General features: G+C 67.4%; 23 protein-coding genes. 10 read left to right on the forward strand and 13 right to left on the reverse strand.

What is annotated here, in order from left to right:
* From L8F96_RS13255 to L8F96_RS13280, 6 genes are all read left to right on the forward strand, one after another.
* Positions 1 to 1,683, forward strand: coding sequence for a Mu transposase C-terminal domain-containing protein (locus L8F96_RS13255; RefSeq protein ID WP_170172170.1), 1,683 nt, complete (start codon positions 1 to 3; stop codon positions 1,681 to 1,683).
* Complete coding sequence (locus L8F96_RS13260) at positions 1,680 to 2,603, forward strand: TniB family NTP-binding protein (RefSeq protein ID WP_170172169.1); 924 nt, start codon at positions 1,680 to 1,682, stop codon at positions 2,601 to 2,603. Before L8F96_RS13255 ends, L8F96_RS13260 begins: the two co-directional genes overlap by 4 nt.
* Positions 2,604 to 2,606: 3 nt before the next feature.
* A complete protein-coding gene (locus L8F96_RS13265) occupies positions 2,607 to 3,752 on the forward strand; it encodes a TniQ family protein (protein WP_082102867.1) in 1,146 nt (381 codons plus the stop codon).
* A 445-nt stretch (positions 3,753 to 4,197) separates the two neighbouring features.
* Positions 4,198 to 4,677, forward strand: a complete 480-nt coding sequence (locus L8F96_RS13270; protein ID WP_046408731.1) for a YciE/YciF ferroxidase family protein — start codon at positions 4,198 to 4,200, stop codon at positions 4,675 to 4,677.
* 68 nt (positions 4,678 to 4,745) lie between these two features.
* Positions 4,746 to 5,732, forward strand: a complete 987-nt coding sequence (locus L8F96_RS13275) for an aldo/keto reductase (protein WP_269430564.1) — start codon at positions 4,746 to 4,748, stop codon at positions 5,730 to 5,732.
* A complete protein-coding gene (locus L8F96_RS13280; protein WP_046408732.1) occupies positions 5,729 to 6,553 on the forward strand; it encodes an SDR family NAD(P)-dependent oxidoreductase in 825 nt (274 codons plus the stop codon). The genes L8F96_RS13275 and L8F96_RS13280 overlap by 4 nt, the downstream gene beginning before the upstream one ends.
* Positions 6,554 to 6,698: 145 nt before the next feature.
* Here the strand turns inward: L8F96_RS13280 and L8F96_RS13285 are convergent, their stop codons facing one another.
* The 4 genes from L8F96_RS13285 to L8F96_RS13300 all read right to left on the reverse strand — a co-directional run bounded on the left by L8F96_RS13285 (position 6,699) and on the right by L8F96_RS13300 (position 10,898).
* Positions 6,699 to 7,376 carry a sigma-70 family RNA polymerase sigma factor gene (locus tag L8F96_RS13285; protein ID WP_231621898.1) on the reverse strand — a complete coding sequence of 226 codons (678 nt, stop codon included), beginning with the start codon at positions 7,374 to 7,376 and terminating at the stop codon, positions 6,699 to 6,701.
* Positions 7,377 to 7,553: 177 nt separating this feature from the next.
* The gene (locus tag L8F96_RS13290; RefSeq protein WP_046408733.1) at positions 7,554 to 9,152 is read right to left on the reverse strand and encodes an ABC1 kinase family protein; all 1,599 of its coding nucleotides are present in this window, start codon (positions 9,150 to 9,152) and stop codon (positions 7,554 to 7,556) included.
* Positions 9,152 to 9,829, reverse strand: coding sequence for a TetR/AcrR family transcriptional regulator (locus tag L8F96_RS13295; protein ID WP_231023661.1), 678 nt, complete (start codon positions 9,827 to 9,829; stop codon positions 9,152 to 9,154). Before L8F96_RS13295 ends, L8F96_RS13290 begins: the two co-directional genes overlap by 1 nt.
* 124 nt (positions 9,830 to 9,953) lie before the next feature.
* Positions 9,954 to 10,898 carry an MlaD family protein gene (locus L8F96_RS13300; RefSeq protein ID WP_046408735.1) on the reverse strand — a complete coding sequence of 315 codons (945 nt, stop codon included), beginning with the start codon at positions 10,896 to 10,898 and terminating at the stop codon, positions 9,954 to 9,956.
* A gap of 131 nt (positions 10,899 to 11,029) precedes the next feature.
* Between L8F96_RS13300 and L8F96_RS13305 the strand changes: the two genes are divergently transcribed.
* On the forward strand, positions 11,030 to 11,425 hold the full coding sequence (locus L8F96_RS13305) for a PaaI family thioesterase (protein ID WP_168770733.1): 396 nt from the start codon (positions 11,030 to 11,032) through the stop codon (positions 11,423 to 11,425).
* Entirely contained in the window at positions 11,422 to 11,853 is a 432-nt protein-coding gene (locus tag L8F96_RS13310; protein ID WP_052742494.1) for a PaaI family thioesterase, read from the forward strand. Before L8F96_RS13305 ends, L8F96_RS13310 begins: the two co-directional genes overlap by 4 nt.
* A gap of 5 nt (positions 11,854 to 11,858) precedes the next feature.
* On the opposite strand, the gene L8F96_RS13315 is transcribed toward L8F96_RS13310, so the two are convergent.
* From L8F96_RS13315 to L8F96_RS13355, 9 genes are read right to left on the reverse strand one after another with little or no spacing between them, the layout of a single operon-like run.
* A complete protein-coding gene (locus tag L8F96_RS13315) occupies positions 11,859 to 12,830 on the reverse strand; it encodes an alpha/beta fold hydrolase (RefSeq protein WP_046408737.1) in 972 nt (323 codons plus the stop codon).
* Complete coding sequence (locus L8F96_RS13320; RefSeq protein WP_231023660.1) at positions 12,827 to 14,422, reverse strand: flavin-containing monooxygenase; 1,596 nt, start codon at positions 14,420 to 14,422, stop codon at positions 12,827 to 12,829. The genes L8F96_RS13315 and L8F96_RS13320 overlap by 4 nt, the downstream gene beginning before the upstream one ends.
* Before the next feature lie 5 nt (positions 14,423 to 14,427).
* Positions 14,428 to 16,041, reverse strand: coding sequence for an acyl-CoA synthetase (locus L8F96_RS13325; protein ID WP_046408739.1), 1,614 nt, complete (start codon positions 16,039 to 16,041; stop codon positions 14,428 to 14,430).
* A gap of 17 nt (positions 16,042 to 16,058) precedes the next feature.
* Complete coding sequence (locus L8F96_RS13330; protein WP_046408740.1) at positions 16,059 to 17,153, reverse strand: acyl-CoA dehydrogenase family protein; 1,095 nt, start codon at positions 17,151 to 17,153, stop codon at positions 16,059 to 16,061.
* Positions 17,154 to 18,374: an acyl-CoA dehydrogenase family protein gene (locus L8F96_RS13335; protein WP_046408741.1), complete on the reverse strand. Its 1,221-nt coding sequence runs from the start codon at positions 18,372 to 18,374 to the stop codon at positions 17,154 to 17,156.
* A gap of 4 nt (positions 18,375 to 18,378) precedes the next feature.
* A complete protein-coding gene (locus tag L8F96_RS13340; RefSeq protein WP_046408743.1) occupies positions 18,379 to 18,837 on the reverse strand; it encodes a Zn-ribbon domain-containing OB-fold protein in 459 nt (152 codons plus the stop codon).
* Positions 18,834 to 20,006, reverse strand: coding sequence for a thiolase C-terminal domain-containing protein (locus L8F96_RS13345; protein WP_046408744.1), 1,173 nt, complete (start codon positions 20,004 to 20,006; stop codon positions 18,834 to 18,836). Before L8F96_RS13345 ends, L8F96_RS13340 begins: the two co-directional genes overlap by 4 nt.
* Before the next feature lie 29 nt (positions 20,007 to 20,035).
* On the reverse strand, positions 20,036 to 21,172 hold the full coding sequence (locus L8F96_RS13350) for an NAD(P)H-dependent flavin oxidoreductase (protein WP_046408745.1): 1,137 nt from the start codon (positions 21,170 to 21,172) through the stop codon (positions 20,036 to 20,038).
* Positions 21,173 to 21,218: 46 nt separating this feature from the next.
* Positions 21,219 to 21,920 (reverse strand): FadR/GntR family transcriptional regulator, encoded by a 702-nt coding sequence (locus L8F96_RS13355; RefSeq protein ID WP_231731945.1) that lies wholly within the window; start codon positions 21,918 to 21,920, stop codon positions 21,219 to 21,221.
* Positions 21,921 to 22,109: 189 nt separating this feature from the next.
* On the opposite strand from L8F96_RS13355, the gene L8F96_RS13360 reads away from it, so the two are divergent.
* Together L8F96_RS13360 and L8F96_RS13365 are read left to right on the forward strand one after the other, a co-directional pair.
* Positions 22,110 to 22,919, forward strand: coding sequence for an enoyl-CoA hydratase-related protein (locus L8F96_RS13360; RefSeq protein WP_046408802.1), 810 nt, complete (start codon positions 22,110 to 22,112; stop codon positions 22,917 to 22,919).
* A 1-nt stretch (position 22,920) separates the two neighbouring features.
* On the forward strand, positions 22,921 to 23,370 hold the full coding sequence (locus L8F96_RS13365; protein ID WP_046408747.1) for a PaaI family thioesterase: 450 nt from the start codon (positions 22,921 to 22,923) through the stop codon (positions 23,368 to 23,370).
* The last annotated feature ends 21 nt before the right edge of the window (positions 23,371 to 23,391 follow it).

A 23,391-nucleotide genomic window follows, 5' to 3' on the forward strand; every position in this document is an offset into this window, starting at 1 on the left:
ATGCGAACCGCGGACCTGAGGACGGCGAGCGACGCCGACTGGGCGGAGGCGCATCGCCGCGAGAAGATCATTCGCCCGCTCGCCTCGATGACGCGCGTGCCCGGCGATGTGGCCGCCCAAGCCATGGTCCAGCTGGAACTCGGCCGCGCTCGCTTCCACAAGCTCCTGCAACTCTACCGAGCCACGCCCGCTGCGGCGTCACTGCTGCCGCGACCGCGAGGAAGGGAGAAGGGGGAGCAGCGGCTCTCGGCCGCGGCTGAGCATCTTATCGCTCGCGGCATCGCTGATTTCTACCTCACGCTCGAGAAGCCCAGCGTTCAGGCGCTCCGCCGCTGGCTGCGACACGAAGGAACGAAGATCGGGGTCAAGGTGCCCAGCACCAAGGCGATCCAGGCCCGGTTGGACCGGCTCGCTCCCCAGCTCGTTACGGCCCGCAGACAGGGTGCCAAGGCAGCCGCTGACAAGTGGGAGCCAACGCGAGGCGTGCTCGAGGCGGACTACGCGCTTGAGCTCGTCCAGTCGGACCACACGCTGGTCGACGTGATCGTTGTCGACGACCTGTACCGCAAGCCTATCGGCCGGCCTTGGCTCACGCTGATGATCGACTTGGCGAGCCGAACCGTGCCCGGCTTCCACCTCGACATGCTGGCGCCGTCCGCTGTTTCGGTCGGTATGTGCATGCGGCACGCCGTTCTCCCCAAGCGGGACTGGCTGGCCGAGCGGAGCATGAAGGCACCGTGGGACAGCCAGGGGCTCATGGATCGGCTGCACCTCGACAACGCGCGCGAGCACCGCTCAGACGCGCTGAAGCGCGGCTGCCGAGCTCATTCGATTGCGCTCGAATATCGGCCGGTGCGTCGGCCGCACTTCGGCGGTCACATCGAGCGGCTGATTGGCACGATGATGGGGGCCGTCCACCTCCTACCCGGAACGACCTTCTCTAACGTCGCCGAGCGTGGCGACTACGATGCGGAAGGTGAGGCGTGTATGACGCTGAGCGAGCTGGAAGTCTGGCTCGCCGCGCAGATCATCGGCCCATATCATGCGGAGCGGCACCGCGGGATCGGCATTCCGCCCGCCCTTGCTTGGGCCGAGGGGGTGGAACGACGCCCGGAGCTGGTCCGCCTTCCGGCCGACGATGCCGCGTTCCTGTTCGACTTTCTACCCTGCGAGCTGCGCGCCGTGACACCACACGGCATCGAGCTGTTCCGCACTCACTATTGGGATGATGCGCTATCCTGCTGGTACACGCGGCCGGGGCAGACGATGCCGGTGCGTTGGGATCCCCGCGACCTTTCGCGCGTCTGGCTCGAGCTACCACACGGCGAGCACCTCGAGGTGCCCTACCGCGATCTGCGGCGTCCCGCGATCACCCGCTGGGAACAGAAGGAGGCGGTTCGCACTTTGCGGGAGCGCGGCCAGCAGGCTGTCGACGAGACGATGATCTTCCAGGCTGTGGAGACCCAGCGATTGATCGTCGCGGAAGCGGCGCACAAGACCAAATCCGCGCGGTTCGCGCTTCAGCGGACCAAAGCGGCACTGCGCGACGCCCGTCGGGCGAGGGGTGGCAGCAAGCTCCGGCTTGAGCAGGTAACCCCTGCCGTTGGCTTATCTGCGGTAGAGGAGAGGACGGGCGGCGATCAGCCGGGGCTTCCTTATCTTGTCGAGGATATGCCCCAATGAGCGACCTCTCCCATCTCGCCGATGGTTATCGCGAGCGCGCGCGTTGGCCCGACGCCGACCGGATCGCCTGGATCCGCAAGGACCGGTGGCTCGGCTTCCCGAAGGCGGAAGCGGTGCGCAAGACGTTGGACGCGATGCTGCGCTATCCGCCGCGCACGCGCATGCCGTGCCTGCTGATCTACGGCCAAACCGGCATGGGCAAGTCGCGCATCGTGGAGCGCTTTGAGGCAGAGAACCCGCGCGGGTTCAACGAGGCTATCGGCGTGGCGACGATACCGGTCGTCGCCGTCCAGCTTCCACCGCAGCCGACCGACGGCGAGTTCTACGGCGAGGTGCTCGAGAAGCTCGGCGCCGGCTTCGCCGCGCGGGGGGACACGCAGCGTGCGCGCCTCCTGACTCGCCGGCTGATGGGGCAGGTGGGTGCTCGCATGCTGATCCTGGATGAGATCAACCACATGCTGGCCTGCACGCCGCGCCAGCAGCGCATCTTCCTCAACACGATCCGCTACCTCGCGAACGACCTGCAGATCCCGCTCGTCTGCACTGGCAACCACGAGGCGCAGGCGGCGCTGCTCACCGACGCGGCGCTCGCCGAGCGGTTCGACGCGGTCGAGCTGGCTCGGTGGCAGAACGACGAAGCGTTCCGCCTGTTGATGGTCACGCTAGCTGCGATCCTGCCGCTTCGGAGACCTTCACAGCTGGAAGAGGAGCGTTGCCGCACGTCGGTACTCGATCTCTCCGACGGCAATACCGGGCGCATCTTCCGCCTCGTCGAGACGTTGGCTGTTCGTGCGATCGAGAACGGCAGCGAATGCATCGAGGCCAGAGACCTCGATGCCGACGACCTCGTGCTGCCCTCGGTCAGCATGAAGGTGATTGCCCAGCGCCGGGGGCGGGCGCGGGCCAGGGAAACGGTCTGAGCCGTGCCGGGCGCGCTGCCGATCGCGCCACGGCCTCATTCTGACGAGCTTATCTCCTCCTGGCTGGCGCGCATCGCCGCTTGTTACGAGATGTCCATCACTGAGTTGCGGCAGGAGCTATCCCCGGGCAGTGCAGGCACCAAGGTCAGAGCGGACGTAGGATGGAAGGGGTCGGAGGCGAAATCCGCGGCGCAACGGCTCCGTGTTGATCAGAATGCGATCATGCGCCTCAACCTGAAGCGCCGCTGGCCGTGGCTGGTGACCGCCTGGTTGCCACGAACCGACGGAAAAGGGCGAGCGCGAGGCGAGCTCGATCTCGCCTGGTGCCATGTCTGCCTTGCTGAGGGCCACGCCACAGGTGGCACCTACCTCGATGCCGAAGCGGCGCTCCCGCTCATCTTCTGTCACCGGCACGGCACCTGGCGGCAGGACTTCTGCCGCCGCTGTCAGCCCCACCAGGAGCCCCGCTTCAGCTGGCGGAGCCGGATCGAGTTCACCTGCACCGACTGCGGCGTACCTCTCAGAACGAACCATTGGAGCGGCCCGAGACCCGCGTCCGACTGTCGGTCGGAGGAGGTGTCCGCCGCCTTAAGCCTGCTGTTCGCCTTCGATGGCGAGTTGCGGAAGGCGCTGCTCGGCAGGTCTGCGTCGCTGACCGGGGTAGGGCAGGTCTCGGCTCGGCAGTTCCTCGCCGTGTTGGACGGGCTCACGCGAGCTTTTCTCGCACCCGACATCAACCGCACCAGCCGCATAAACCTGTTCAACAGCCCGCTGGTACCAAACCTGCCCAATCACGAGCCACAAACCTGGGAAGAGCAGCCCTTTCACGAGCTGTCGCCTGCATATCGTGCTCACGTCTCATGCGCTGTCATCGCACTGCTGTCGGATGAGCCGGTCAGCCGCCTGATGTCGGGCGTGAGGCTCGCTTACGAACGGCATTCGCTCGAATGGCTGCTCGCCAGCACGCCCAGATGGGTCCAGGCGACGCTGGTCCGCGAAAGCACCCGCTGGCCGGCACCGCTCCGCGGGCGCGTCGTGGCGCATCATCGGCGGACGGGTCTGGACGTCGACGACATTCTGGAGCAGTTTGGCGCGTGGCTTGACGAGCGGGAGCAGCGCTTGCGCGAACGAACGTCGCTGATCGGGTAAGGGCGCAACAAGCCCCTAAACAGCTGATCGACAGAGCAAATCTGCCAGTCCGATAACATAGATTATGTTAAGCATCTGAGCGTTATTTTCCGCGGGCTCCCGTCACTGCAGTGCTTCCGTCCAATCACTTCAGCCTGGAGCCACCGTCAGCATGCTCCTGTCGGGAAGGCTTCCAAGAAGGGTCCGCTTCGGCTCGGTTCGGACCGCTTACGACGCTATTCACGCCTGCAACGCCGGTCCGAGCTTCCCGCATGCCTGCCCTGCCGCGCTGGTTCACGCAGCCCGCTCCTGCAAGCCGCAGGAGGTGCAGGCCGGGAGGTCGGCCATGAGCTCCAAACATTGATTGCGCTCTGATCGAGGAAGGACCGACGGAACAGAACGGAGCGACGAGATTAGAATCCCTCACCGTGCCTGAACGAGGCACGGCAGGACGAGGACGAACCTGATGAACGAGAACAACCTGAAGAAGCTGGTCGCGCAAGGATTGTCCGCGATGCAGGCCGGCAGCGACGTCGCCGCCAAGGCGACCGACGAGATCAACAACGACGCGCGCCACCCGGCGCTGCGATCCGCGCTCGAAGAGGGCAACCGGACTTCCCGCCAATGGGCGGACCGCATCCGTCGCGCCGCCGAGCAGGCGGGCCCGGCCGATCAGCAGGACAACCCTGTGCTCGAAGCGCATTACGAGGTGAGCCGCAGGATCCGCGAAGCGGCACCGGACGATGCCTCACGCGACCTCGGCATCATCGCCAGCGGGCAGCTCGCGCTTCACTACTGGATCGCTTCGTTCGGGACCATGGCCAATTACTGCCGGCAGACCGGCATGGACGATGCGGCGCGCGACATGAAGGCGTGCGTGGACGAGGCCAAGCAGGCCGACGAAAAGCACAGCCAGCTCGCCGAGCAGTTGCTGTCAGAAGGCTGAACCGGTGCCGGCCCGCCTTGCTACCGACGACTGGCCAACCGGCATGATCTTACAACAGGGGATAATTGGTGCTTGAGCAACGAAAGCTGGGCGACGGGCTGCGCGTATCTGCGCTGGGCCTCGGTTGCATGGGCATGTCCGAATTCTATGGGCAGGCCGACGAAGCCGAGGCGGTCGCGACCATTCACCGCGCGATCGATCTCGGCGTGACGTTTCTGGACACCGCCGACATGTACGGGGTAGGCCGTAACGAGGAGTTGGTCGGGCGTGCGATCCGCGATCGCTGCGACGCGGTGGTTCTCGCCACCAAGTTCGGCAACGTTCGCGGCGAGGACGGCACCTTCAAGGGCGTGTGCGGGCGCCCGGATTACGTCCGCTCCGCCTGCGAGGCGAGCCTGCGACGGCTCGGCGTCGAGACGATCGACCTCTACTATCAGCACCGCGTCGACCCCGACACGCCGATCGAGGACACGGTGGGCGCGATGGCCGGGCTGGTCCGCGAGGGCAAGGTGCGCCACCTCGGCCTCTCCGAAGCGGCGCCCGCCACGGTCAGGCGCGCGCACGCCGTGCATCCGATCGCGGCGCTGCAGACCGAATATTCGCTGTGGAGCCGCGATCCCGAGGGCGAGATCCTCGACACGGTGCGCGAGCTCGGCATCGGCTTCGTGCCGTACAGCCCGCTCGGCCGCGGTTTCCTGACCGGCGCGATCCGGCGGGTGGAGGATCTCGCGCCTGACGACTATCGCCGGCACAGCCCCCGCTTCCAGGGCGAGAACTTCCAGCGCAATCTCGATCTCGTCGCGGCGGTCGAGGCGATGTCGCGGGAGAAGGGCTGCACCCCTTCCCAGCTGGCGCTCGCCTGGGTGCTGGCGCAGGGCGAAGACATCGTGCCGATCCCGGGCACCAAGCGCCGCGGCTACCTGGAGGAGAATGTCGGCGCGCTCGACGTGACGCTCACCCGAGGCGAACTGGAGCGGCTCGACCGCGCGGCGCCGAAGGGGGCAACGGCGGGCGAGCGCTACGCCGCGCCGCAGATGCAGGCGCTGAACCGATGAGCGGGAGCGACGGACACGGCCTTGTAGGCCGCGTCGCGATCGTGACGGGCGGCGGTCGCGGGCTGGGCCGCGCGATGACGCTCGGGCTGGCGCAGGCCGGCGTGCGGGTCGTCGCCACCGCCGCGCGCGAACTCGCCGAGGTCGAAGCGGTCGCACGGGAGGCAGAGCGGGCATGCGGCGACGATCGGGTGCGGCCGCTGCTCGCCGACGTGACGCGCGCGGAGGATTGTGCCGCAGTCGTGCGCGCGGCGCTTGTGCGCTTCGGCCGGCTCGACATCCTGGTCAACAATGCCGGGCGCGGCATGAAGTATGTGAGCGACACCTTCCTGACAGAACCGACCCGGTTCTGGGAGGTCGCCCCCGACACCTGGCGCATGGTGACCGACACCAACGTCAACGGCCCGTTCCTGATGGCGCGCGCCGCCGTCCCCGCCATGCTGGAGGCGGGATGGGGCCGAATCGTCAACATCTCGATGAACCGCGAGACGATGCGACGGCGCGGCTTCTCGCCCTACGGCCCGTCCAAGGCGGCGCTGGAATCGGAGACCGCGATCTGGGCGCAGGACCTTGGGGACAGCGGCATCACGGTGAACGCGCTCCTGCCGGGGGGCGCGACGCTGACCGGCATGATTCCCGAAGGACTGCCGGATAGTGCACGCACCGGCCTGCTGTCACCCGAGATCGTGGTGCCGCCCTTGCTCTGGCTCTGCTCTGACGCTGCCGCGGCGGTGACGGGTAAGCGCCTGGATGCCCGGCGGTGGATGGGAGAGCAGCCCGGAAGTCAGCGCACAAATGACACGCTGGAGGATGTAGGCTGTTAGGGCAGACCACAGGATATCCGCTCGGCCGGCCGTGGTCTCTTACTCCTTTTGTGCGATATCCCCAGCGACAGGTCTTCTGCTAATCGAGACGGTAAAGGACCTGAAATTGGCCGCACGAGGCCGGGATCAAAAGATCCCGGCCCATTCAGCCTACCAAACAGCGGTCGGCCGCACGCTTCGTCCGCCAGCTTTGCAGCAGCTCGATCTGTCTCTCGTGCACCTCGTCGATAACTGGTGGCTCGGCCTGACAGGTTGCACCGGCCGCCACGACCTGAGATTCCGTTTCGTATCCCTTATCGCTGTTCATGTGATCTAGGAGTGCGCGCAACATCTGCCGCCCTCTTACTACGCGGCTCTTGATTGTGCCGACGGGAACCTGCTCGATTGTGGCTGTCTCCTCATAGCTCAATCCCTCGATCCCGATGAAATTGATGCACCGCTGCTGCTCAGGCGTCAGGCGCGGCCATAGACGGCGAACATCGCTCAGCGTCACAACGGATTCCTGGTTCGACGCCACCGGAATGTCGCCGAGTTCGGCGGTCTCGCTAACTTGTACCGTGCCTCGACGGCGTACCTGCGAAAGAAATGAGTTGCGAAGGATCCGGAAGGTCCACGCCTTCATATTTGTACCGGCTTCGAAGGATGCGCGGCTGCGCCAGGCTTTCAGCACGGTTTCCTGAACAAGGTCCTGTGCAGTATCGGGATTCCTGGCCAGCGATCGCGCATAGCTGGCCAGATTAGGCATAAGCGCGCTGAGCGCGGCACCGAAGTCCGACCAGTCTTCATGTGATAAATGCGGCTCGTCAACCGTTTGTTCGGACACGCAGAACCCCTTGTTCAGTCGAACCAGGCAGCTATTTTGATACCGACCAGTTTACTTTATGCAGAACGTCGACTCGATTGGCTTGTTCCGCTCCTCAGAGATGAAATATCAGTGGCGAAACAAACGCGCGGTAGAGGAAGGGTGGAACCGGGTACGTGATAGCCTGACAACAAGAGGTCAGCGCCGCCGCCTGTTGGCGTACCAAGCCCAGCCTGCAGGGAACACCGCAAACGCCAGCAGGATCGCTCCAACAACATAATGGTCGCGCTGGAGGATCGCGCCGGCGACCAGCAGGCCGGCGGACAGGACGTTGGGATCGGCGCGCCGGGGTGATGCCGGCGTTGAGGAAACCGCGCTTCCCTGTAATTCGATCGGCAGCGCGCCCGACCGCGCAACCCGCTCGGCGAAAGCCACCAGCTCGGGTGAGGCGGCGGCCAGACGGCCAAGGCTCGTCGCCAGCCGGCGTCCGCCTCGCTTGAGGCCGGCCGGGCCGATCCGCTCCCGCAGCAGTTCGCGCGCGATCGGCGCGGCGCGCGCCGCAATGTCGAAGCCAGGATCGAGCCGTCGCACGAACCCTTCGGCAATCAGCAGGGTACGCAGAAGCAAGGCCAAGTCGGGCGGCAGTGCCAGGCGGTAGGTACGCAGCAGCGCGAACACGCGGCCGAAGATGTCGGCCAGCTCGATCTGCTGGAGTACCGCCCCGCGGAACTGGCCGATCAGGGCGTCGAGGTCGCGGGTCAGCGCCTGGCGATCGACATCGGTTTCGCCGGACCATTGCAGCAGCACGTCCGTGACCGACCGCGTATCCTCGCTTGCGATCGCAAGGATGAGCGTGACGACCTCGTTCCTCCGGGCGGGGCTGAGCACGCCGACCGCGCCGAAGTCGATGAACGCGAGCGAGCGATCGGCAAGGACAAAGACGTTGCCGGGATGGGGGTCCGCGTGGAACCGGCCGTTGAAGATGATCATCCGCAGCACGGCATCCGCGTAGCGGCCGGCGACCTCCACGCCCCCCTCCTGCGCCCCGTCGATAATCTCGCGGACTGGCACGCCGTTGAGCCGCTCCTGCACGTTGATCCGGCGCCCGACCTGATCCCAGTAGAAGGCGGGCGTGCGGACGCCGAGCGGCTGCAGGAAGGCCCCGATGCTCTCGCAGGCTGCCGCTTCGGCACTGAGGTCCATTTCCTGCGACAGACTCTCCGCGAAAAACCGGAGCAGGTCGTCAGGTTTGAGGCGCCGTATCTCCGGCGAGTGCCTCGCGGCAAGCCGCGCGATGCGGCGGAGCAGCCGAAGGTCGGCATCGACTCGTTCCGCGATCCCCGGCCGGCGTATCTTGACTACGACTTCGGTTCCGTCGCGAAGGGTGGCGGCATGAACCTGCGCGATCGACGCCGCGGCGATCGGGTCGCGGCCGAAGCTCGCAAACACGTCCTCGATCGGGGAGCCGAGCGCGGCCAGGATCGTCGGCTCCAGCGCCTCGAACGGCAGCGGTGTCACGCGATCCTGCAGCGTTGCCAGCGCACGCACCCATTCCGGCCCTAGCAGGTCTTCACGGGTCGCGAGCACCTGCCCCAGCTTCACCGCGACAGGTCCAAGGTCCCGCAGCAGCGCGACGACCCGCTCGGGCGTACAGACGTCTGCCGGCTGCTCCGAGCGACCTGGCAGCAGACCCAGGCGAGCGGCCAAGCCGTTCAGCCCGTGGCGGCCCATGATCTGGATGAGTTCGGCAAGGCGCGCGCGCTCACCGAGTTGAGGCTCGTCGTCGTTGACGAGCATCACATGGTCCCTTTGTCGACGTGCCGCGGACGGCAGCCGTCGAGAAACAGATCAATCACGCGCAAGATACGTTCGCGAGCTGCATCGTCGTACGCGGGAGGAGACAGCCCGAGCGCCGCGCGGCGCATGGGCGCGACGACGACGAGCGTGACGAACTGCTCGGCAGCGAACACCGGGTCCGCCAGCGACAGCTCGCCCTTGGCATCGGCATGGGCGAGGATGGAGGCCACCCATTGGACAGCCCGCTGATAGCCGAAGTCGTGGATGTTCGCCGCGAGCGCAGGAAAACGCACCGCTTGGGCAATGACGACGCGTTCCATCGAGGCGATCCGAGGCGTCAGGAGCCACTCGAGCAGGCGATCGGCGATGACGCGAAGGCGCGATGCAATGTCGGGTTCGTCGCTGCCGGAGGGTTCGAGCGCGCGCAGCTGCGTATCGATCTCGTCCAGGATGACAGCCTCGAACACGCGAGCCTTGCTGCCGAACCGCGCGTACAGGGTTCGCTTGGAGATGCGCGCCTGTTCGGCGATCATGTCGGCACTGGCGCCGTCGAAACCGTGCTGGAAAAACAGCTCGCGGGCGCTCTTGAGGATATGCGAAGTCAGTCGGAGCGCGTCCTCGGTCGTCGGTCTGCCCATCTTCCCTGGGCGCCGGCTCTTCTTCTCGTCATCGCTCAATCTCGTTCTCCTGGAGCGAGGGTAGCGCGATCCGGACCCGTTGACGAGGATCACGCCGGGACGGTCGGTTCCTCGCCTGCCAGCCCGCTCTCCGACCAGAGTTGTCCTATCGTGTCGCGGTCGATCACTGCCGCGACCCCGGCTTGTAGGTCGGGAGGGACGGTGCACCCACACCCAGCCCTTCCTGATCGAGGCGAACGGCCGTATCTCTGACAGCGCCTGCCTTCTTCCTTGCTGAACGAACGGTTTCACGCAGTTGGGCCTCTTTCACGGTCGCGCTGCGGATCGTGGGTCGAACAGCCTCGACGCGAGCCGTGAGACGCACGGCTCCGCCACGGGCATTCAGCAACGCACGGTTCGCCCTGGCGAGGACGGTTGCGCGGCTTTCTACCACAGCGCTCCCCAACCGTTCGGCGCTTTCGCCGGATCGCTGCAAGGCGTCCCCCAGGGCCACGACACGCCCGCGGGCGCCGGTAAGCGCGTCAGATGCCGCTCCAGCCTTGTCTGCCCAGCCTGCGGAACTCTCCGCGAGCGCCGCCAGCCGATCGCTGGCCCGCTGCTGTTGGGCGGCATCGAGGTTGCGCGACACGGAGTCGACTGTCCGGCTGATCTTGTCCACGAGCGCGACTGGATCCCCTCCCCCGCCAAGAAGCCCACCCTCCTTGGCGGGGATGATGGGAAGCTCACCGACCCTCGTCGCGACGATCGGGGATGCACCGGACTTTGCGCCGTCGAGACTGATGTTGGCCGTCCCTGCCAGTGCGGATCGCGCGATCGTTGCCTTGACACCTGTGACGATGGGGGTTCCCGGTTCGAGGCTGATGGTGACGAGAACCGCTGAGGGATCAGCTCCGTCAAACCGTATGGACGTGACATGGCCCGCCGGGACGCCCGAGAACGTCACTGGTGATCCCTTTTCCAGGCCGGCGACGCTCCCGGTGAAACGGATGAGATACGGGTTTCCGTCTCCACTTCGCGCATCGAAAAGCCAAAGGGTGAAGACGAGAAGCGTGCTCAGCAGAAGGCCGGTGACCGCGAGCACAAGGAATTTGTTGGATCGCGTTTCCATCGCAGGATGCAGACGTTAAGGCGAAGAAGTTTGTAAGTAAACCGTACCGTTTTCCTGTGCTTGGCTTGTGGACGCGGCGGGGAACAGGAATCGTCTGGGCAGGGAGGGGTTTTATGGTTGGAGACTTGAGCTTGCGACCGGGCGACATACCGTGGGGCAATCGGCTGGGCCTTGAGCTCGTTTCGATCGGCGACGGGCTCAGTTCGCTCCGGGTCGATTGGCACGCGGAGCTGGCGGACGAGGAGGAGGCGCTCGCGACCGGTGTGTTGACGAGCCTCATCGATCAGGCCTGCGGCGTTGCCGTGATGTCTCGATTGGGCAGACGGCTGGCGATCTCCACCCTTAACCTGAAGGTGGACCATGTGCGATCCGCCGAGGCGAGATGCCCCGCGACGGCGTGGGCTCACTGCTACGACGCGACCGAGCACCGTGCGTTCGTACGCGCCGAAGTCTGGGATACAGATCCGTCTCACCTGATCGCGACTGCCCAAGGCGTCTTTTCGATCAATCGGGCTGTCGCCCCATGAACGAAGGCGCGATCGGGGCCAGTACCGGGCGGAACGGCTTTGCGAAGCTACTCGGTACCATGATGACGCAAAGCGGTGAAACGTTCACGCTGATCCCCACGGAGGAGCTTGTCGGGAATCCCATTCTGCCCGCCTTGCATGGAGGCGCGATCGCGTCCTTTCTTGAGCTGGCCGCACAGCTTGCTCTCTCCCGCACACTCTCGCCAGGGCAGTCCTGCCGGCTGATCAGCATGAACCTTCAATTTCTCGCCCCGGTCAGACTGGGCGCAGTCAGCACGACGCCGACGCTGGTGCGCGTAGGGCGTCGTGTCGCAGTGGTGCATGCCGAAGGCGTCGAGCGAAACGGAACCGGAAAACTGTGCCTTGCGCAGCTGGAATTCGCCGTCGGACAATCCTCCGGAGACGAGGATCACACCCGACATTCCTGATTGGTTCAGCGGGCCGATCTCCAGAGAGCAAGGATGCTTCTGAGCGCCGTCGCGAAGGCGAGCGGCTCATCCAGCATCAGGTGATGGCGCGCGTTGGGCACCGCGACGATCGGGATCGCGCCGGCTCCCAGTTCGCGCAGATATGCCGCGGAATCCCTGCCGAAGAGCGCGCTGTGCTCGCCGTAGATGATTGCCAGCCGACCGGGCGCCGCGGCGACACGGCGACCCATCGTCATCCATTCGTCCGCCGAGTTGCCGCGCGCGAACACCGCGGGCGAGAACTTCCACGTCCACGCGTCCCCGTCCCGCCGGAGCGAATGATAGGCCATGTAGTCCATCAGGAACGGCTCACCCGCGGGCTGTGGCGGCGCGAGCACGTAGCGCGCGCGTGCGGTCGGGTAATCGGGATACCGGCTGGCGGGCTTGTTCGGGTCGCCCGAGCCGGGGCTGCCGCGTCCGCCACGCCAGTAGGCGGCAAGCGCCTCCGGCCGCATGATCATCAGGTCGCAGATGATCGCGCCCGCGAACCGTTCGGCCGCGATCGTCATCGCGGTCACCGCGACCCCCGCGCCGAAGCTGTGGCCGATGATCACGGGCGGCGCAGCACCGTCGAACAGCCCGGTCGCCTCCGCCACCGCGATCATCTCGCGCCCGCGGCCGTCACCATCGATCCCCACGCGCGCGTCGCTGTCGCCCATGCCCGCAAGATCATAGGCGACCACATGGTAGTCCGCGGCGAGCAACGGCGCGATAAACGCCCAGCAGCGCGCATGGGCAAGAAAGCCGTGCGCCATGAGCACGCCCGGCTTTGCGCGGTCGCCCCAGCGCAGGTAGTGGATCTGCGCGCCCTCTACGGTGACGAAGCCTTCTTCCCGCGGAACGGCCAGCGCATCGACGAACCAGTCCGGCAGGTGCGACCCGTCCTCGGCCCATATCGGGTCGATGTCCGACGATCCGGTAGCCTCGGCGGCGCTCATGCCGACAGCCGGAAACCGCTATAGCCCGCCTCGGCGACCGCATCGCAGATCTCGGCATAGCCGACCACAGACGGATAGTTGAGTAGCTGACGCGGTTTGCCTGGGATGTTCGCTCCCATGTACCAGGAATCGGCCCTGGGAAAGAGCGTCATGGCGGCGATCTCGTCGATGTGGCGCGCCCATGCCGCGTGCGCGTCCGGCTCGGCCTCGAAGCGGGACCACCCGCCCGTGCGCAGATGCTCGAGGAACCGGACGACCCAGTCACCCTGCACCTCCGCGGCAGTCGGACCATTGGAGAAGCCGGACGGGCTCTGCGGGCCGTAGAGGAACACCATGTTAGGGAAGCCCGAAACCGCGTAGCCGAGATGCGTGCGTGCGCCTTCGCCCCACGCGTGCGCCAGCGTCGCCCCGCCGCGCCCGCGAATGTCCATCTGCATCAGCCCTCCCGTCACTGCGTCGAAACCGGTCGCGAGCACCAGGACGTCGTGTCGGCGCTCACCGACGCTCGTGGCTATGCCGTCGGGCAGGATCCGTTCGATCGGCTCTTCCCGCAGGTCGACGAGTTCGACGTTCGGCTGGTTGAAGATGTCGTAATAAGTCTGCTCGAGCGACGGCCGCTTGACCCCGAACGGATGCGGCGGGTCGCTGGGTGCGAGCTTCTCCTGCAACGCTGGGTCGGTGATCCGCTCGCGCACCTTGTCTCGCCAGAAATCGTAGGCCAGCCGGTTGGCGCGCTCGTCCACCAGGATGTCGGCGTAGTTGCCGACCCAATAGTGGAAGCCGCCCGCCGCCCACAGCCGCTCGAACGCCGCGGTGCGCTCCTCGCTTGACACCTCGAGCGCGGACTGGTCGAGCCGCAGGATCTCGAACCCGCCGCTGCTCAGTCGGCGTTGACGGAAGATCTCGGGGTAACCGGGCTTGGCCTGCTCCTGCTCAGCCGCGGTCAATGGGCGCTGGCGCATCGGCAGAGCCAGTATAGGTGTGCGCTGGTAGATCGTCAGCTGCGCAGCCTCGCGTGCCGCCTCCTGAGCGACCTGCACACCGCTCGCGCCGGTCCCGATGATCGCGACGCGCTTGCCGCCAAAGTCGATGCCCTCCTGCGGCCAGTGGGCGGTGTGGTGGGCCGGGCCGGCAAAGCTGTCGAGTCCCGAAAGTGACGGGATGTACGCCTTGGCCGCAAAGCCGGTACACGGTAGCAGATAGCGGGTGGTCAGCCGCTCTCCATCGGCGAGTTCCACTCGCCAGAAGCCGGCATGTTCGTCGAACACGGCGGAGCGCATCCTGACGCCGAGCGTCATTGCAGGCCAGAGGTCGAGAACGTCGCAGGCATGTCGGAAATAGCGACGCAACTCGCGCCAGCCTGGGAAGCGTTCCGACCAGGTCCAGTCGCGCCACACCCGCTCGTCCGAGAACTCGTAGATCGGAACATGCGAATCGACTCGCGCGCCAGGGTAGCAGTTCCAGTACCAGATGCCGCCCGGCTCCGCCGCCGCATCCACCAGCCGAACGTTGAAGCCGTTCTCGCGCAACTTCCCGAGCAGGTAGATCCCGCTGAAGCCCGCGCCGATCACCAGCGCGTCGATGTCGGGCACGCCCGTCATCGCGCAGCGACTGCCGCGACGGCGATGTCGGTCGCCGCCTTGTAATCCGCCTTGCCGTTCGGCGCGCGCAGCGGTCGGTCCGTGACGACGATCGCTTTGGGCGTCTTGTAGCCGGCGAGCGCGGCGCGCACGTGAGCGCGCACCGCCGCCTCGTCTACTGTCGCCCCCGGTGCGGCATGGACCACCGCCGTCACCGCCTGGCCCCATTTCTCGTCGGGCACGCCGACCACAAGCGCGTCCGCGACCGCTGGATGCGTCTTCAGCACCTCCTCCACCTCTTCCGGATAGACCTTCTCACCCGCCGTGTTGATGCACACGCTGCCGCGCCCGAGCAGCGTCAGCGTCCCGTCCGCGGCGACGGTGCACCAGTCGCCAGGCATCGAGTAACGGACGCCGTTGATGGTGCGGAACGTCTTCGCGCTTTTCTCCGGATCCTTGTAGTAGCCGATCGGGATCGCGCCCTTACGCGCGATGAAACCGGGCGTGCCGCTGCCCGGCACGACCGGCCGGTCATGCTCGTCGAACACGTCGCACAGCCCGCCGATGGTGAAGCGTGCGGTCGCCGTCTCGCCCGCCGCGCTGGTGACCGACAGGCCGAACCCCAGCCCTTCCGACGCGCCGAAGCTGTCCATCAGCACGACTTGCGGGATGTGCCGGATCAACCCAGCCTTCACCTCGCGGCTCCACATCACCCCGGATGAAACGATCGTGACGAGGCTGGACGTGTCGTAGCGCCCGGGCGCGGCATCCAGCGCGGCCAGCATCGGCTTGGCGAAGGCGTCGCCGACGATCGCGATCGATTCGACGCGGTCGCGATCGACCGACCGCCACAGCTCGTCGGCATCGAACGATTCACCGCCGAGCGTCACGATGCAGCCGCCGCTCATCAGCGTGCCGATGGACGTGATGAAGCCGGTGCCGTGCATCATCGGGCAGGCGGGCATCGTACGCCGGCCCGGTCCGTCGCGCGCGGTCAGCGCCGCGGTTTCTGCAAGGTCGGCGGGCGTCGGCCCCATCAGCCGCTGCGCGTCGAGTTGCGCCTCGCGCATGTCGGTGTGCCGCCACATCACGCCCTTCGGCATCCCCGTCGTGCCGCCGGTGTAGATGAACAACTCGTCGTCGGGCGAGCGCGCGATGCCGAGCGGCGCGCCGTCGCCCTCCCGCGCGAGCGCCTCGTAGGGCAGCGCGAACGAGGCGCGCTCCGCCTCAGGACCGATCTCCACGAAGGTATGCACCTTGCCGAGCCGGCCGTGCAGCTCCTCGATGCAGGCGCGGAACTCGGCGCTGTAGACCACGACCTCGCTGTCGCTGTCGTCGAAGATGTAGAACACCTCGTCGGGCCGATAGCGGTAGTTGATGTTGACGTGGGTCAGGCGTCCCTTGAAGCACGCCGCCATCAGCTCGCCGTATTCGGGCCGGTTGCGCATATAGAAGGCGACCTTGGCGCCCGGTCCCGCGCCCCGCGCACGCAGCGCCCGCGCGATGTTGTTTGAACGGCGCGCCATCTCGGGCCAGGTGATGACCCGGTCGCCGTGGATCAGCGCGGGGGCGTCGTGGGGCATTACGGGCTCGATCGCGTCGAGGATGTCGCCCAGGTTCCACTGCGTCATGCCTGCTGCTCCTCGTCTCAGGCGGCGCGTTTGCCCCAGCCCTGCAGCGCGGCCGCCTCCGCGCGCACGATCTCCGGCCCGCCGAGCAACTGCCGGTCGAAGCCGATGCGCTTGAACCAGTAATGGAGGCCGAGCAGGTCGGTGAACCCCATCCCGCCGTGGACCTCCGTGGCGGTACGCGCGACGAATCGGCCCACCTCCCCGGTGTGAGACTTGGCATGACATGCCATCAGCAAAGCCTCATCCGGGACCGCGTCGAACGCATGCGCCGCGTACCAGACGAGCGATCGGCACGGCTCCAGCCGCGCCGCCATCTCGGCGCACATGTGCTTGACCGCCTGGAAGCTGCCGATGACGCGCCCGAACTGCTCGCGCTCCCCGGCATAATCGACCGCCCGCGCGATCATCACGTCGCCCGCGCCCACGCTGTCCGCCGCGAGCAGCACGCGGCCCGCGGCGACAAGCCGGTTGGCGGTCCCGCCGTCGTCCTCGCCGAGCGGCTCGGCCGCGACGCCGTCGAGCCGCAACTCTCCCACCGACCGCGTGAGGTCGATCGTGGACAGCGGAAGGCGTTCGAGCCCGTCCGCCTCGCCGGCGACCAGATGCAATTGGCCGCCCTGGTCGGCGATGACAAAGGCATCGGCGTCGGCGCTGTCGAGCACGAACAGCGCGGAGCCGCTGAGCGTGCCGTCCGCGGCCGTGACGCCGCCGCCGTCGCGACGGTTGACGACCTCGGTCAGCCCTACGCCGAAGCGCGCGCTGCCGTCGGCAATGCGCGGCAGCCAGCGCGCCTGCTGCGCCGGCGTGCCGGCAAGCCGCAGCGCAAGCGGGGCGAGGACGCAGCGCGCCACGAACGGCACCGGCGCCACCGCTGCGCCGAGCGCCTCCGCCACTACTAAGGCATCGAGCAGGCCCAGGCCGAGGCCGCCGTGCTCCTCGGGCACCACGATGCCGGGCAGGCCAAGCTCGGCCATTGCCGCCACCACCGCCGCACTGACATTGTTGCCGCCCGCGGCGACCTTCCGGACGTGATCGAGCGGGCAATGTTCGCGCAGCAGCCGGTCGACGGCATCGCGCAGCATCTGCTGCTCGGGAGAGAGGCCGAAGTCCATCTATGCTGCCTCCGCCTTGGGTGCGCGCGCGTGCTCCAGCTTCGGCTCGCGCGGCATGCCGAGCCCCCGCTCGGCGATGATGTTCTTCTGGATCTGCGCGGTGCCGCCGCCGATGATGAGGCCGAGCTGGAACATGTAGTTCCACTGCCAGCTTCCGCCCGCCCGCTCGCGCCGGCTGCCGCCGTACAGCAGGCCGAGCTCCCCCATGGCGTCGATCGCCAGCGCCGAGATCTGGTGCGCCAGTTCGCACGACTGGAGCTTGACGATCAGCTTGGCGAGGCCGCCGGGTTCGCCCTTCAGCGAATTGGACAGCAGCCGCAGGCCGTTGAACTTCATCGCCGCGACTTCGGCCTGCAGCGCGATAAGCCGGTCGCGGAGCGTGGCGTTATCGATGGCGCGGGTGCCGTCGATCTCCTCCACATGCATCAGCTGCACGAGCGCGTTGAGTCGATTCTCCAGCGCCGCCGGATCGCCCAGCATGCCGCGCTCGTAGCCGAGTGTAGCGTTGGCTACCATCCAGCCTTGCCCACGCTGGCCGACGATCTGGTCGACAGGCACGCGCACGTCGGTGAAGAAGGTCTCGTTAAACTCGGCGTGCCCCGTCATCGTGCGCAGCGGGCGCACCTCGATGCCCGGCGTCTTCATCGAGAAGATCAAGTAGCTGATCCCCGCGTGCTTGGGCGCGCCCGCCTCGGTCCGCACCAGGCAAAAGATCATGTCTGCCTGATGCGCGGTGCTAGTCCAGATTTTCTGCCCGTTGATGACGAACTCGCCATTCTCCTCGCGCGCGCTGGTGCGCAGCGCCGCCAGGTCCGAGCCGGCGCCCGGCTCGGAGTAGCCTTGGCACCAGACGATTTCGCCGCGCAGCGTCGGCGCGATCCAGCGGCGCTTCTGCTCCTCCGTGCCGAGCTCGAGCAGCGTCGGAACGAGCATCGAGATGCCCTGGTTCGACAGCCCGCCCGGCACGCCCGCCGCGGCGAACTCCTCGGCGATGATGCGCGAGGTGAGGATGTCGGGTTCGGCGCCGAAGCCGCCATATTCGCGCGGAATGGTGCGCGCGGTGTAGCCGTGTTCGAGCAGCAGCTGCTGCCACGCGACCGCGTCCGCCCCGGCGCGCTGCGCCGCGCCGGGCGCGGCCGGGGCACGGTGGCGGTTCTCGGCGATGAACGCGCGCAGCTCATCGCGGAACGCCTCGTATTCCGGGCCGTAACTCAGGTCCATCGGTTCACGCTCCTGCAGCTGGTGTGAAGACGGGCAGCCGAAACCCGTCGCCGATCGTTTCGAAGGCCAGCGCCACCGGCATGTCGAGCGCGAGCGTGGCAGGGTCGGCGCCGGTCAGCCGGGTCGCCATGCGGACGCCCTCGTCCAGCTCGACCACCGCCGCTACATACGGCACGTCGGCCGCGAAGGCGGGGTGAAGCGCCTGGTGCGTCACCGTCCAGGAAAACAGCCGCCCGCGCCCGCTGCTCGGCTCCCAGGCGAACGACGGCGAGCCGCAGCGCGCGCACATGTAGCGGGGCAGGTGGCGCCACGTCCGGCACTCGCCGCACCGTTGGAAATGGAGCGTGCCGCCCTGGCAGCGCTGCCAGAACTCCTGCTCTACCGGATCCTGCGGGTGCGGCAACGGCTTGGGCGGCGAGACGGCGGGTGCCCGCAGCTTGGGCGCAATGTCGTCGTCGTTCATGCGAACCTCCGCAGGATGGCGATGCTGCCGTCGCCCAGGTCGCCCCAGCCGGTGACGAGCCCCGTCTGTGCTCCCGGCACCTGGCGCTCGCCGCAGTCGTGCCGCAGCTGGCGCACGGCCTCGACGACGTGGTTGAGCCCCCACACGTGCGCCTCGCTCAGCAGCCCGCCATGGGTGTTGAGCGGAAAGCGCCCGCCGAGCTCGATCTGCCCGTCACGCACGAAGTCGAGCGCGCCGCCCGGCTCGCAATAGCCCATCGCCTCCAGCTGGAGCAGCACGACGTAGGTGAAGCAGTCGTAGACCTGGAGGAAATCCATCTCCTCGCGGCGCACACCGGCCATTTCGAAGGCCTTGGGCGCGGCGTAGCTCAGCCCGATCTTGAACGGATCCGGGCGCGAGGGGATATCGTCCGCGGGATAGGGATGCCCCTCGGCGGCGCCTGCGATTGTGACGGGCACATGCGGCATGTCGCGCGCGCGGTCGGTGCGCGAGACGACGACCGCGCACGCGCCGTCGGTCTCGAGGCAGCAGTCGTAGAGCCGGAACGGCTCCGACACCATCCGGGCGTCGTGGTAGGTTTCCCAGTCGAGCGGCCGGCCGTAGGTGAACGCCTTCGGATTGAGTTGCGCATGCCGTCGGCACGCCATCGCCACCGCCCCCATGGCTTCCGGACCGACGCCGTGGAGCTGCGAATGCCGGGTCGCCAGCCAGGCATACATCTGCACCGGCAGGAACACGCCATAGGGCATGTAATACCCGCGGATCGTGTTGGTCAGCGTGTTCATGTTCATCGGCCGCGTGGGCGGAGCGCCCGGCTTGGGCCGCAGCGCGGAGAAGCCGTTCCAGCCGAGCGTGACGAGCACGTGGTCGCACAGCCCCGCCGCGATCGCGATCGCCGCATGCTGGAGCGCGGTCGTCGGACTCGCGCCGCCCATGTGGACGGTCGCGGCGTAGCGCAGCACGTCGTTGCCGAGGTTCGCCGCCAGTTCCTCCGACGTGGTGTAGATGGGCGGCGGCACCATGCCGTCGATGTCGGACGGGCGCAGCCCCGCGTCCGCGATCGCGCGCCGCGACGCCTCCAGCATCATGTCCACCGCGGTGCGCTCGGTGCCCTTGACGTAATCGGTTTCCCCGACGCCGGTGATCGCCGCCTTGTCCGAGAAGGTCATATCTGTCCCTCCTGTACCAGCCGCGACCCTCAGCGGAGGCCCGCCGCGCGGCCGAGCGCGCGCTCGGCATCGGCGACGAGGTCGCGCATCACCTCGGCGGCGGGGCGCACGGCGTGGATCAGCCCCATGCCCTGCCCGGCGAAGCCCGGGATGATGTCCTTGCGCTTCGCACGGATGCCCGACGCCATCACCGGACCGGCGATCATCGACTGGTATGGCATCGGCAGCGGCTCCTTGCCCGCCGCCACCCAGGCGTCGGCCCACTTGCTGCGGATCATGCGGGCAGGCTTGCCCGTGATCGAGCGGCTTACCACGGTATCGGCATCGCCGCTGTCGACGATCGCTTCCTTCTGGAAGTCCTCGATCCCTGCCTCCTCCGTCGCAAGGAACGCGGTGCCGACCCAGGCGCCCTCGGCGCCCAGCATGAAGGCCGCGGCCACACCGCGCCCGTCGGAGATGCCGCCAGCGCCGAGCACCGGCACCCGGTCCCCCACGGCATCGACGACCTGCGGGATGAGCGAGATGGTGCCGATCGGCGAATTATGCCCGCCGCCGTCGTGCCCCTGCGCCACGATCACGTCGATGCCCGACTCCACCACCTGCAGCGCGTGCTTCACCTTGCCGACGACCGCCATGACGACCGTGCCGTTGGCGTGGAGTCGATCCATCCACGGCCCCGGATTGCCGAGCCCCGCCGCGTAGACGGGCACCTTCTCCTCGACGACGACCTCCATCTGGGCCTCGAAGAACTCCTTGGAGAACAGCGCCGCGCCGCCGTTTGCCGCACCCTCCGTGACGGCGCGGCCGGAATCACGCGCGACGATCTCCAGCCCCTCGCGCTCCATGAAGTCGCGCGTGAACGCCTGATAGTCGGCGAGCACCGCGCGCGGGTCCGCCGGCGCGGCCCCGGTTTGCGGCGCCGAGCCGCGCCGCACCGAGGCGGGCAGGAGCGTGTCGACGCCGAACGGCTTGTCGGTCAGCGCGCGCGTTTCGCGGATCCACGCGCGGAGCTGCTCGGGTGAGCACGCTGCCGCGCCGAGCACGCCCAGCCCGCCCGCGTTGGACACCGCCGCCGCCAGTCGCGGGACGCTTGCCCCGCCCATGCCGGCCAGGACGATCGGATAGTCGATGCCGAGCATCCCGCAGATTCGGCTGTTCAGGGCCATTGTCCGTCTCTCCCACATCGTTCTCGTTGCTGATCTACTCCGGCGGCTACGCCTCGAACGCCTGGGTCCAGCGCACCTTCTGATCCATCAGGTCGGGGCTGCGCCGCCCGAGATACTCCGCCGATCCCTCGACGAGCCGTTCCATCTCGCGCCGCGCCGTGACCGCGTCGCGCAGCCGCACCGCATGGACGACGCGCGCGAGGCGACGAACCTGGTTCTCGCGCTCGTGCTCGGAATAGCCGAGCTGGCGCGAAAGGTCGCGGGTCAGCAGATGCAGCGCGGACGTGAGCAACCCGAACAGCGGATTGCCGCTCGCCCATGCCAGAAGGTCGTGGAAGCGCCGGTTGGTTTCCTCGAACAGCATCGATTCCACCTGCTGCTCGAGATCGGCGAAGCAGCTTGCCAGCGCCATCAGATCCGCCGCCGTTGCGCGCCGGGCAGCGTGAGAGGCCGCCCGCGGGGCCAGCGCCTCGCGCAGCTCGATCAGCGCGCGCAGGTCGGTGCCGACGAAGTGCAGTACGAGCGCAAGCGAACTCGTGAAATCGCCAATCTGCGGCCGCGCGACCACCGGCCCGCCGCCTCGACCGGGCTGCAGGTGGAGCACGCCCTGCAGTTCCAGAAAACGCAGCGCCTCACGCAATGTGGCGCGGGCGACTTCGTACCGCGCGAGCATGTCGTGCTCCGGAGGCAGCCGGTCGCCGACCTGGCGTGCGTCGGCCTCGATGTCGTGCACGATCGCCTGCGCCACGCGAAGCGCGCGCTTGCCCCTTGCGAACGAGAGCGCCTCGCCCTGCTCATCCACGTCCGGCATCAATGAATCCTTATCATGGTTTTATGTTGCTCCACTGCTTTATCTTTGTCCAGCGGCAAATTGCTGCCGTCGCCGGCTTGCAAGGCTATTAAAAGGGTATAATGTTAAAGCGCGGGAGGGGAATTGATGACCGACAACGCAGCCTGGATGGAAACCGATGGATATATCGCCATCATCCATCTCAACCGACCCGCGGCGCGCAACGCGCTTGATCCGCAGATGCTGGTGGAACTGGCCGACTGCTGGAGCAGGGTGCGCGACGCCGCCGAGATCCGCGTCGCGGTCGTGACCGGCACCGGCGACGCCTTCTGCTCGGGTGCCGACCTCGGCCGCCTTATCCCGCTCGTCAGCGGCGGGCGACCGCCGGAGGACGAGTGGGATCGCCGCGTGCTCGCTGACCGCGATATTCTCGGCACCGCGCTGCTGCGCACATTTGACGTCGTCAAGCCGGTGATCGCCGCCATCAACGGGCATGCGATCGCAGGCGGCATGGAACTGGTCCAGGGTACAGATCTCAGGATCGCATCGAGCGCCGCGCGCTTCGGCGTGCAGGAGGTCAAATGGGCGATCTTCCCGGGCGGGGGATCGACGGTGCGACTGCCGCGCCAGCTTCCCTTTGCGCGCGCGATGGAATTGCTGCTCACCGGCGATCTGATCGATGCCGGAACCGCGCTCGACTATGGCTTCCTCAACCGCGTCGTTGCGCCGGAGGAGGTGCTGCCTGCGGCGCTCGACTTCGCGCGACGGATCGCCGCCAACGGCCCGATCGCGGTGCAGGCGATCCGCGCGTCGGCGCGCGCCTGTATCGGGCGGCCGGAGAGCGAAGGCATGAACCTCGAGTCGGGCTTCGCCGCGCCGGTGTTCCGAACTGAAGACGCGCGCGAAGGTCCGCGCGCCTTCATGGAAAAGCGTACACCCGTTTTCAAGGGACGTTGAGATGGTTGACGAGGCATCCTCGGGTATCGCGAACGGGCTGGCGGGCGCCGCATTGCAAGGCGCGCTCTCGATCGCGCCGTTCCACGCCTGGCTCGGGCTTCGCGTCGAGGACGTGACAGACGGTGTCCTTCACCTCAGCATGCCGTGGCGCGACGAGATCGTATCGAATCCGCGGATCCCGTCCGTGCATGGCGGCGTGCTCGCCAGCCTGATCGATCTCGCCGGCATGTATGTCCTGCTGACGAGGACGCGTGCGGTCAGCGCCACCGCGTCGCTCCACGTCGATTATCACCGTCCGGCAAGCGGCGGCCCGCTTCACATCCACGCGCGCGTCGTGAAGATAGGACGGACGCTGTCGGTCGCGGACAGCGAGGTGCGCTCGCCCGACGACGTGCTGCTCGCCAGCGGTCGCGGTTCGTATCTCATGCGGGACGGCGGCATCGCGACATGACCGTGCAGAGAATAGGAGAGA

Source organism: Sphingomonas panaciterrae, from assembly GCF_036890205.1.
Lineage (GTDB): Bacteria > Pseudomonadota > Alphaproteobacteria > Sphingomonadales > Sphingomonadaceae > Sphingomonas > Sphingomonas panaciterrae.

Coding starts and splice junctions, on each gene's coding strand:
- L8F96_RS13325 (WP_046408739.1), bottom strand. CDS start 16,041: ATGACGCAGTGGAACCTGGGCGACATCCTCGACGCGATCGAGCCCGTA.
- L8F96_RS13345 (WP_046408744.1), bottom strand. CDS start 20,006: ATGACCTTCTCGGACAAGGCGGCGATCACCGGCGTCGGGGAAACCGAT.
- L8F96_RS13280 (WP_046408732.1), top strand. CDS start 5,729: ATGAGCGGGAGCGACGGACACGGCCTTGTAGGCCGCGTCGCGATCGTG.
- L8F96_RS13270 (WP_046408731.1), top strand. CDS start 4,198: ATGAACGAGAACAACCTGAAGAAGCTGGTCGCGCAAGGATTGTCCGCG.
- L8F96_RS13290 (WP_046408733.1), bottom strand. CDS start 9,152: ATGCTCGTCAACGACGACGAGCCTCAACTCGGTGAGCGCGCGCGCCTT.
- L8F96_RS13300 (WP_046408735.1), bottom strand. CDS start 10,898: ATGGAAACGCGATCCAACAAATTCCTTGTGCTCGCGGTCACCGGCCTT.
- L8F96_RS13365 (WP_046408747.1), top strand. CDS start 22,921: ATGGTTGACGAGGCATCCTCGGGTATCGCGAACGGGCTGGCGGGCGCC.
- L8F96_RS13255 (WP_170172170.1), top strand. CDS start 1: ATGCGAACCGCGGACCTGAGGACGGCGAGCGACGCCGACTGGGCGGAG.
- L8F96_RS13350 (WP_046408745.1), bottom strand. CDS start 21,172: ATGGCCCTGAACAGCCGAATCTGCGGGATGCTCGGCATCGACTATCCG.
- L8F96_RS13330 (WP_046408740.1), bottom strand. CDS start 17,153: ATGGACTTCGGCCTCTCTCCCGAGCAGCAGATGCTGCGCGATGCCGTC.
- L8F96_RS13315 (WP_046408737.1), bottom strand. CDS start 12,830: ATGAGCGCCGCCGAGGCTACCGGATCGTCGGACATCGACCCGATATGG.
- L8F96_RS13310 (WP_052742494.1), top strand. CDS start 11,422: ATGAACGAAGGCGCGATCGGGGCCAGTACCGGGCGGAACGGCTTTGCG.
- L8F96_RS13260 (WP_170172169.1), top strand. CDS start 1,680: ATGAGCGACCTCTCCCATCTCGCCGATGGTTATCGCGAGCGCGCGCGT.
- L8F96_RS13360 (WP_046408802.1), top strand. CDS start 22,110: ATGACCGACAACGCAGCCTGGATGGAAACCGATGGATATATCGCCATC.
- L8F96_RS13340 (WP_046408743.1), bottom strand. CDS start 18,837: ATGAACGACGACGACATTGCGCCCAAGCTGCGGGCACCCGCCGTCTCG.
- L8F96_RS13335 (WP_046408741.1), bottom strand. CDS start 18,374: ATGGACCTGAGTTACGGCCCGGAATACGAGGCGTTCCGCGATGAGCTG.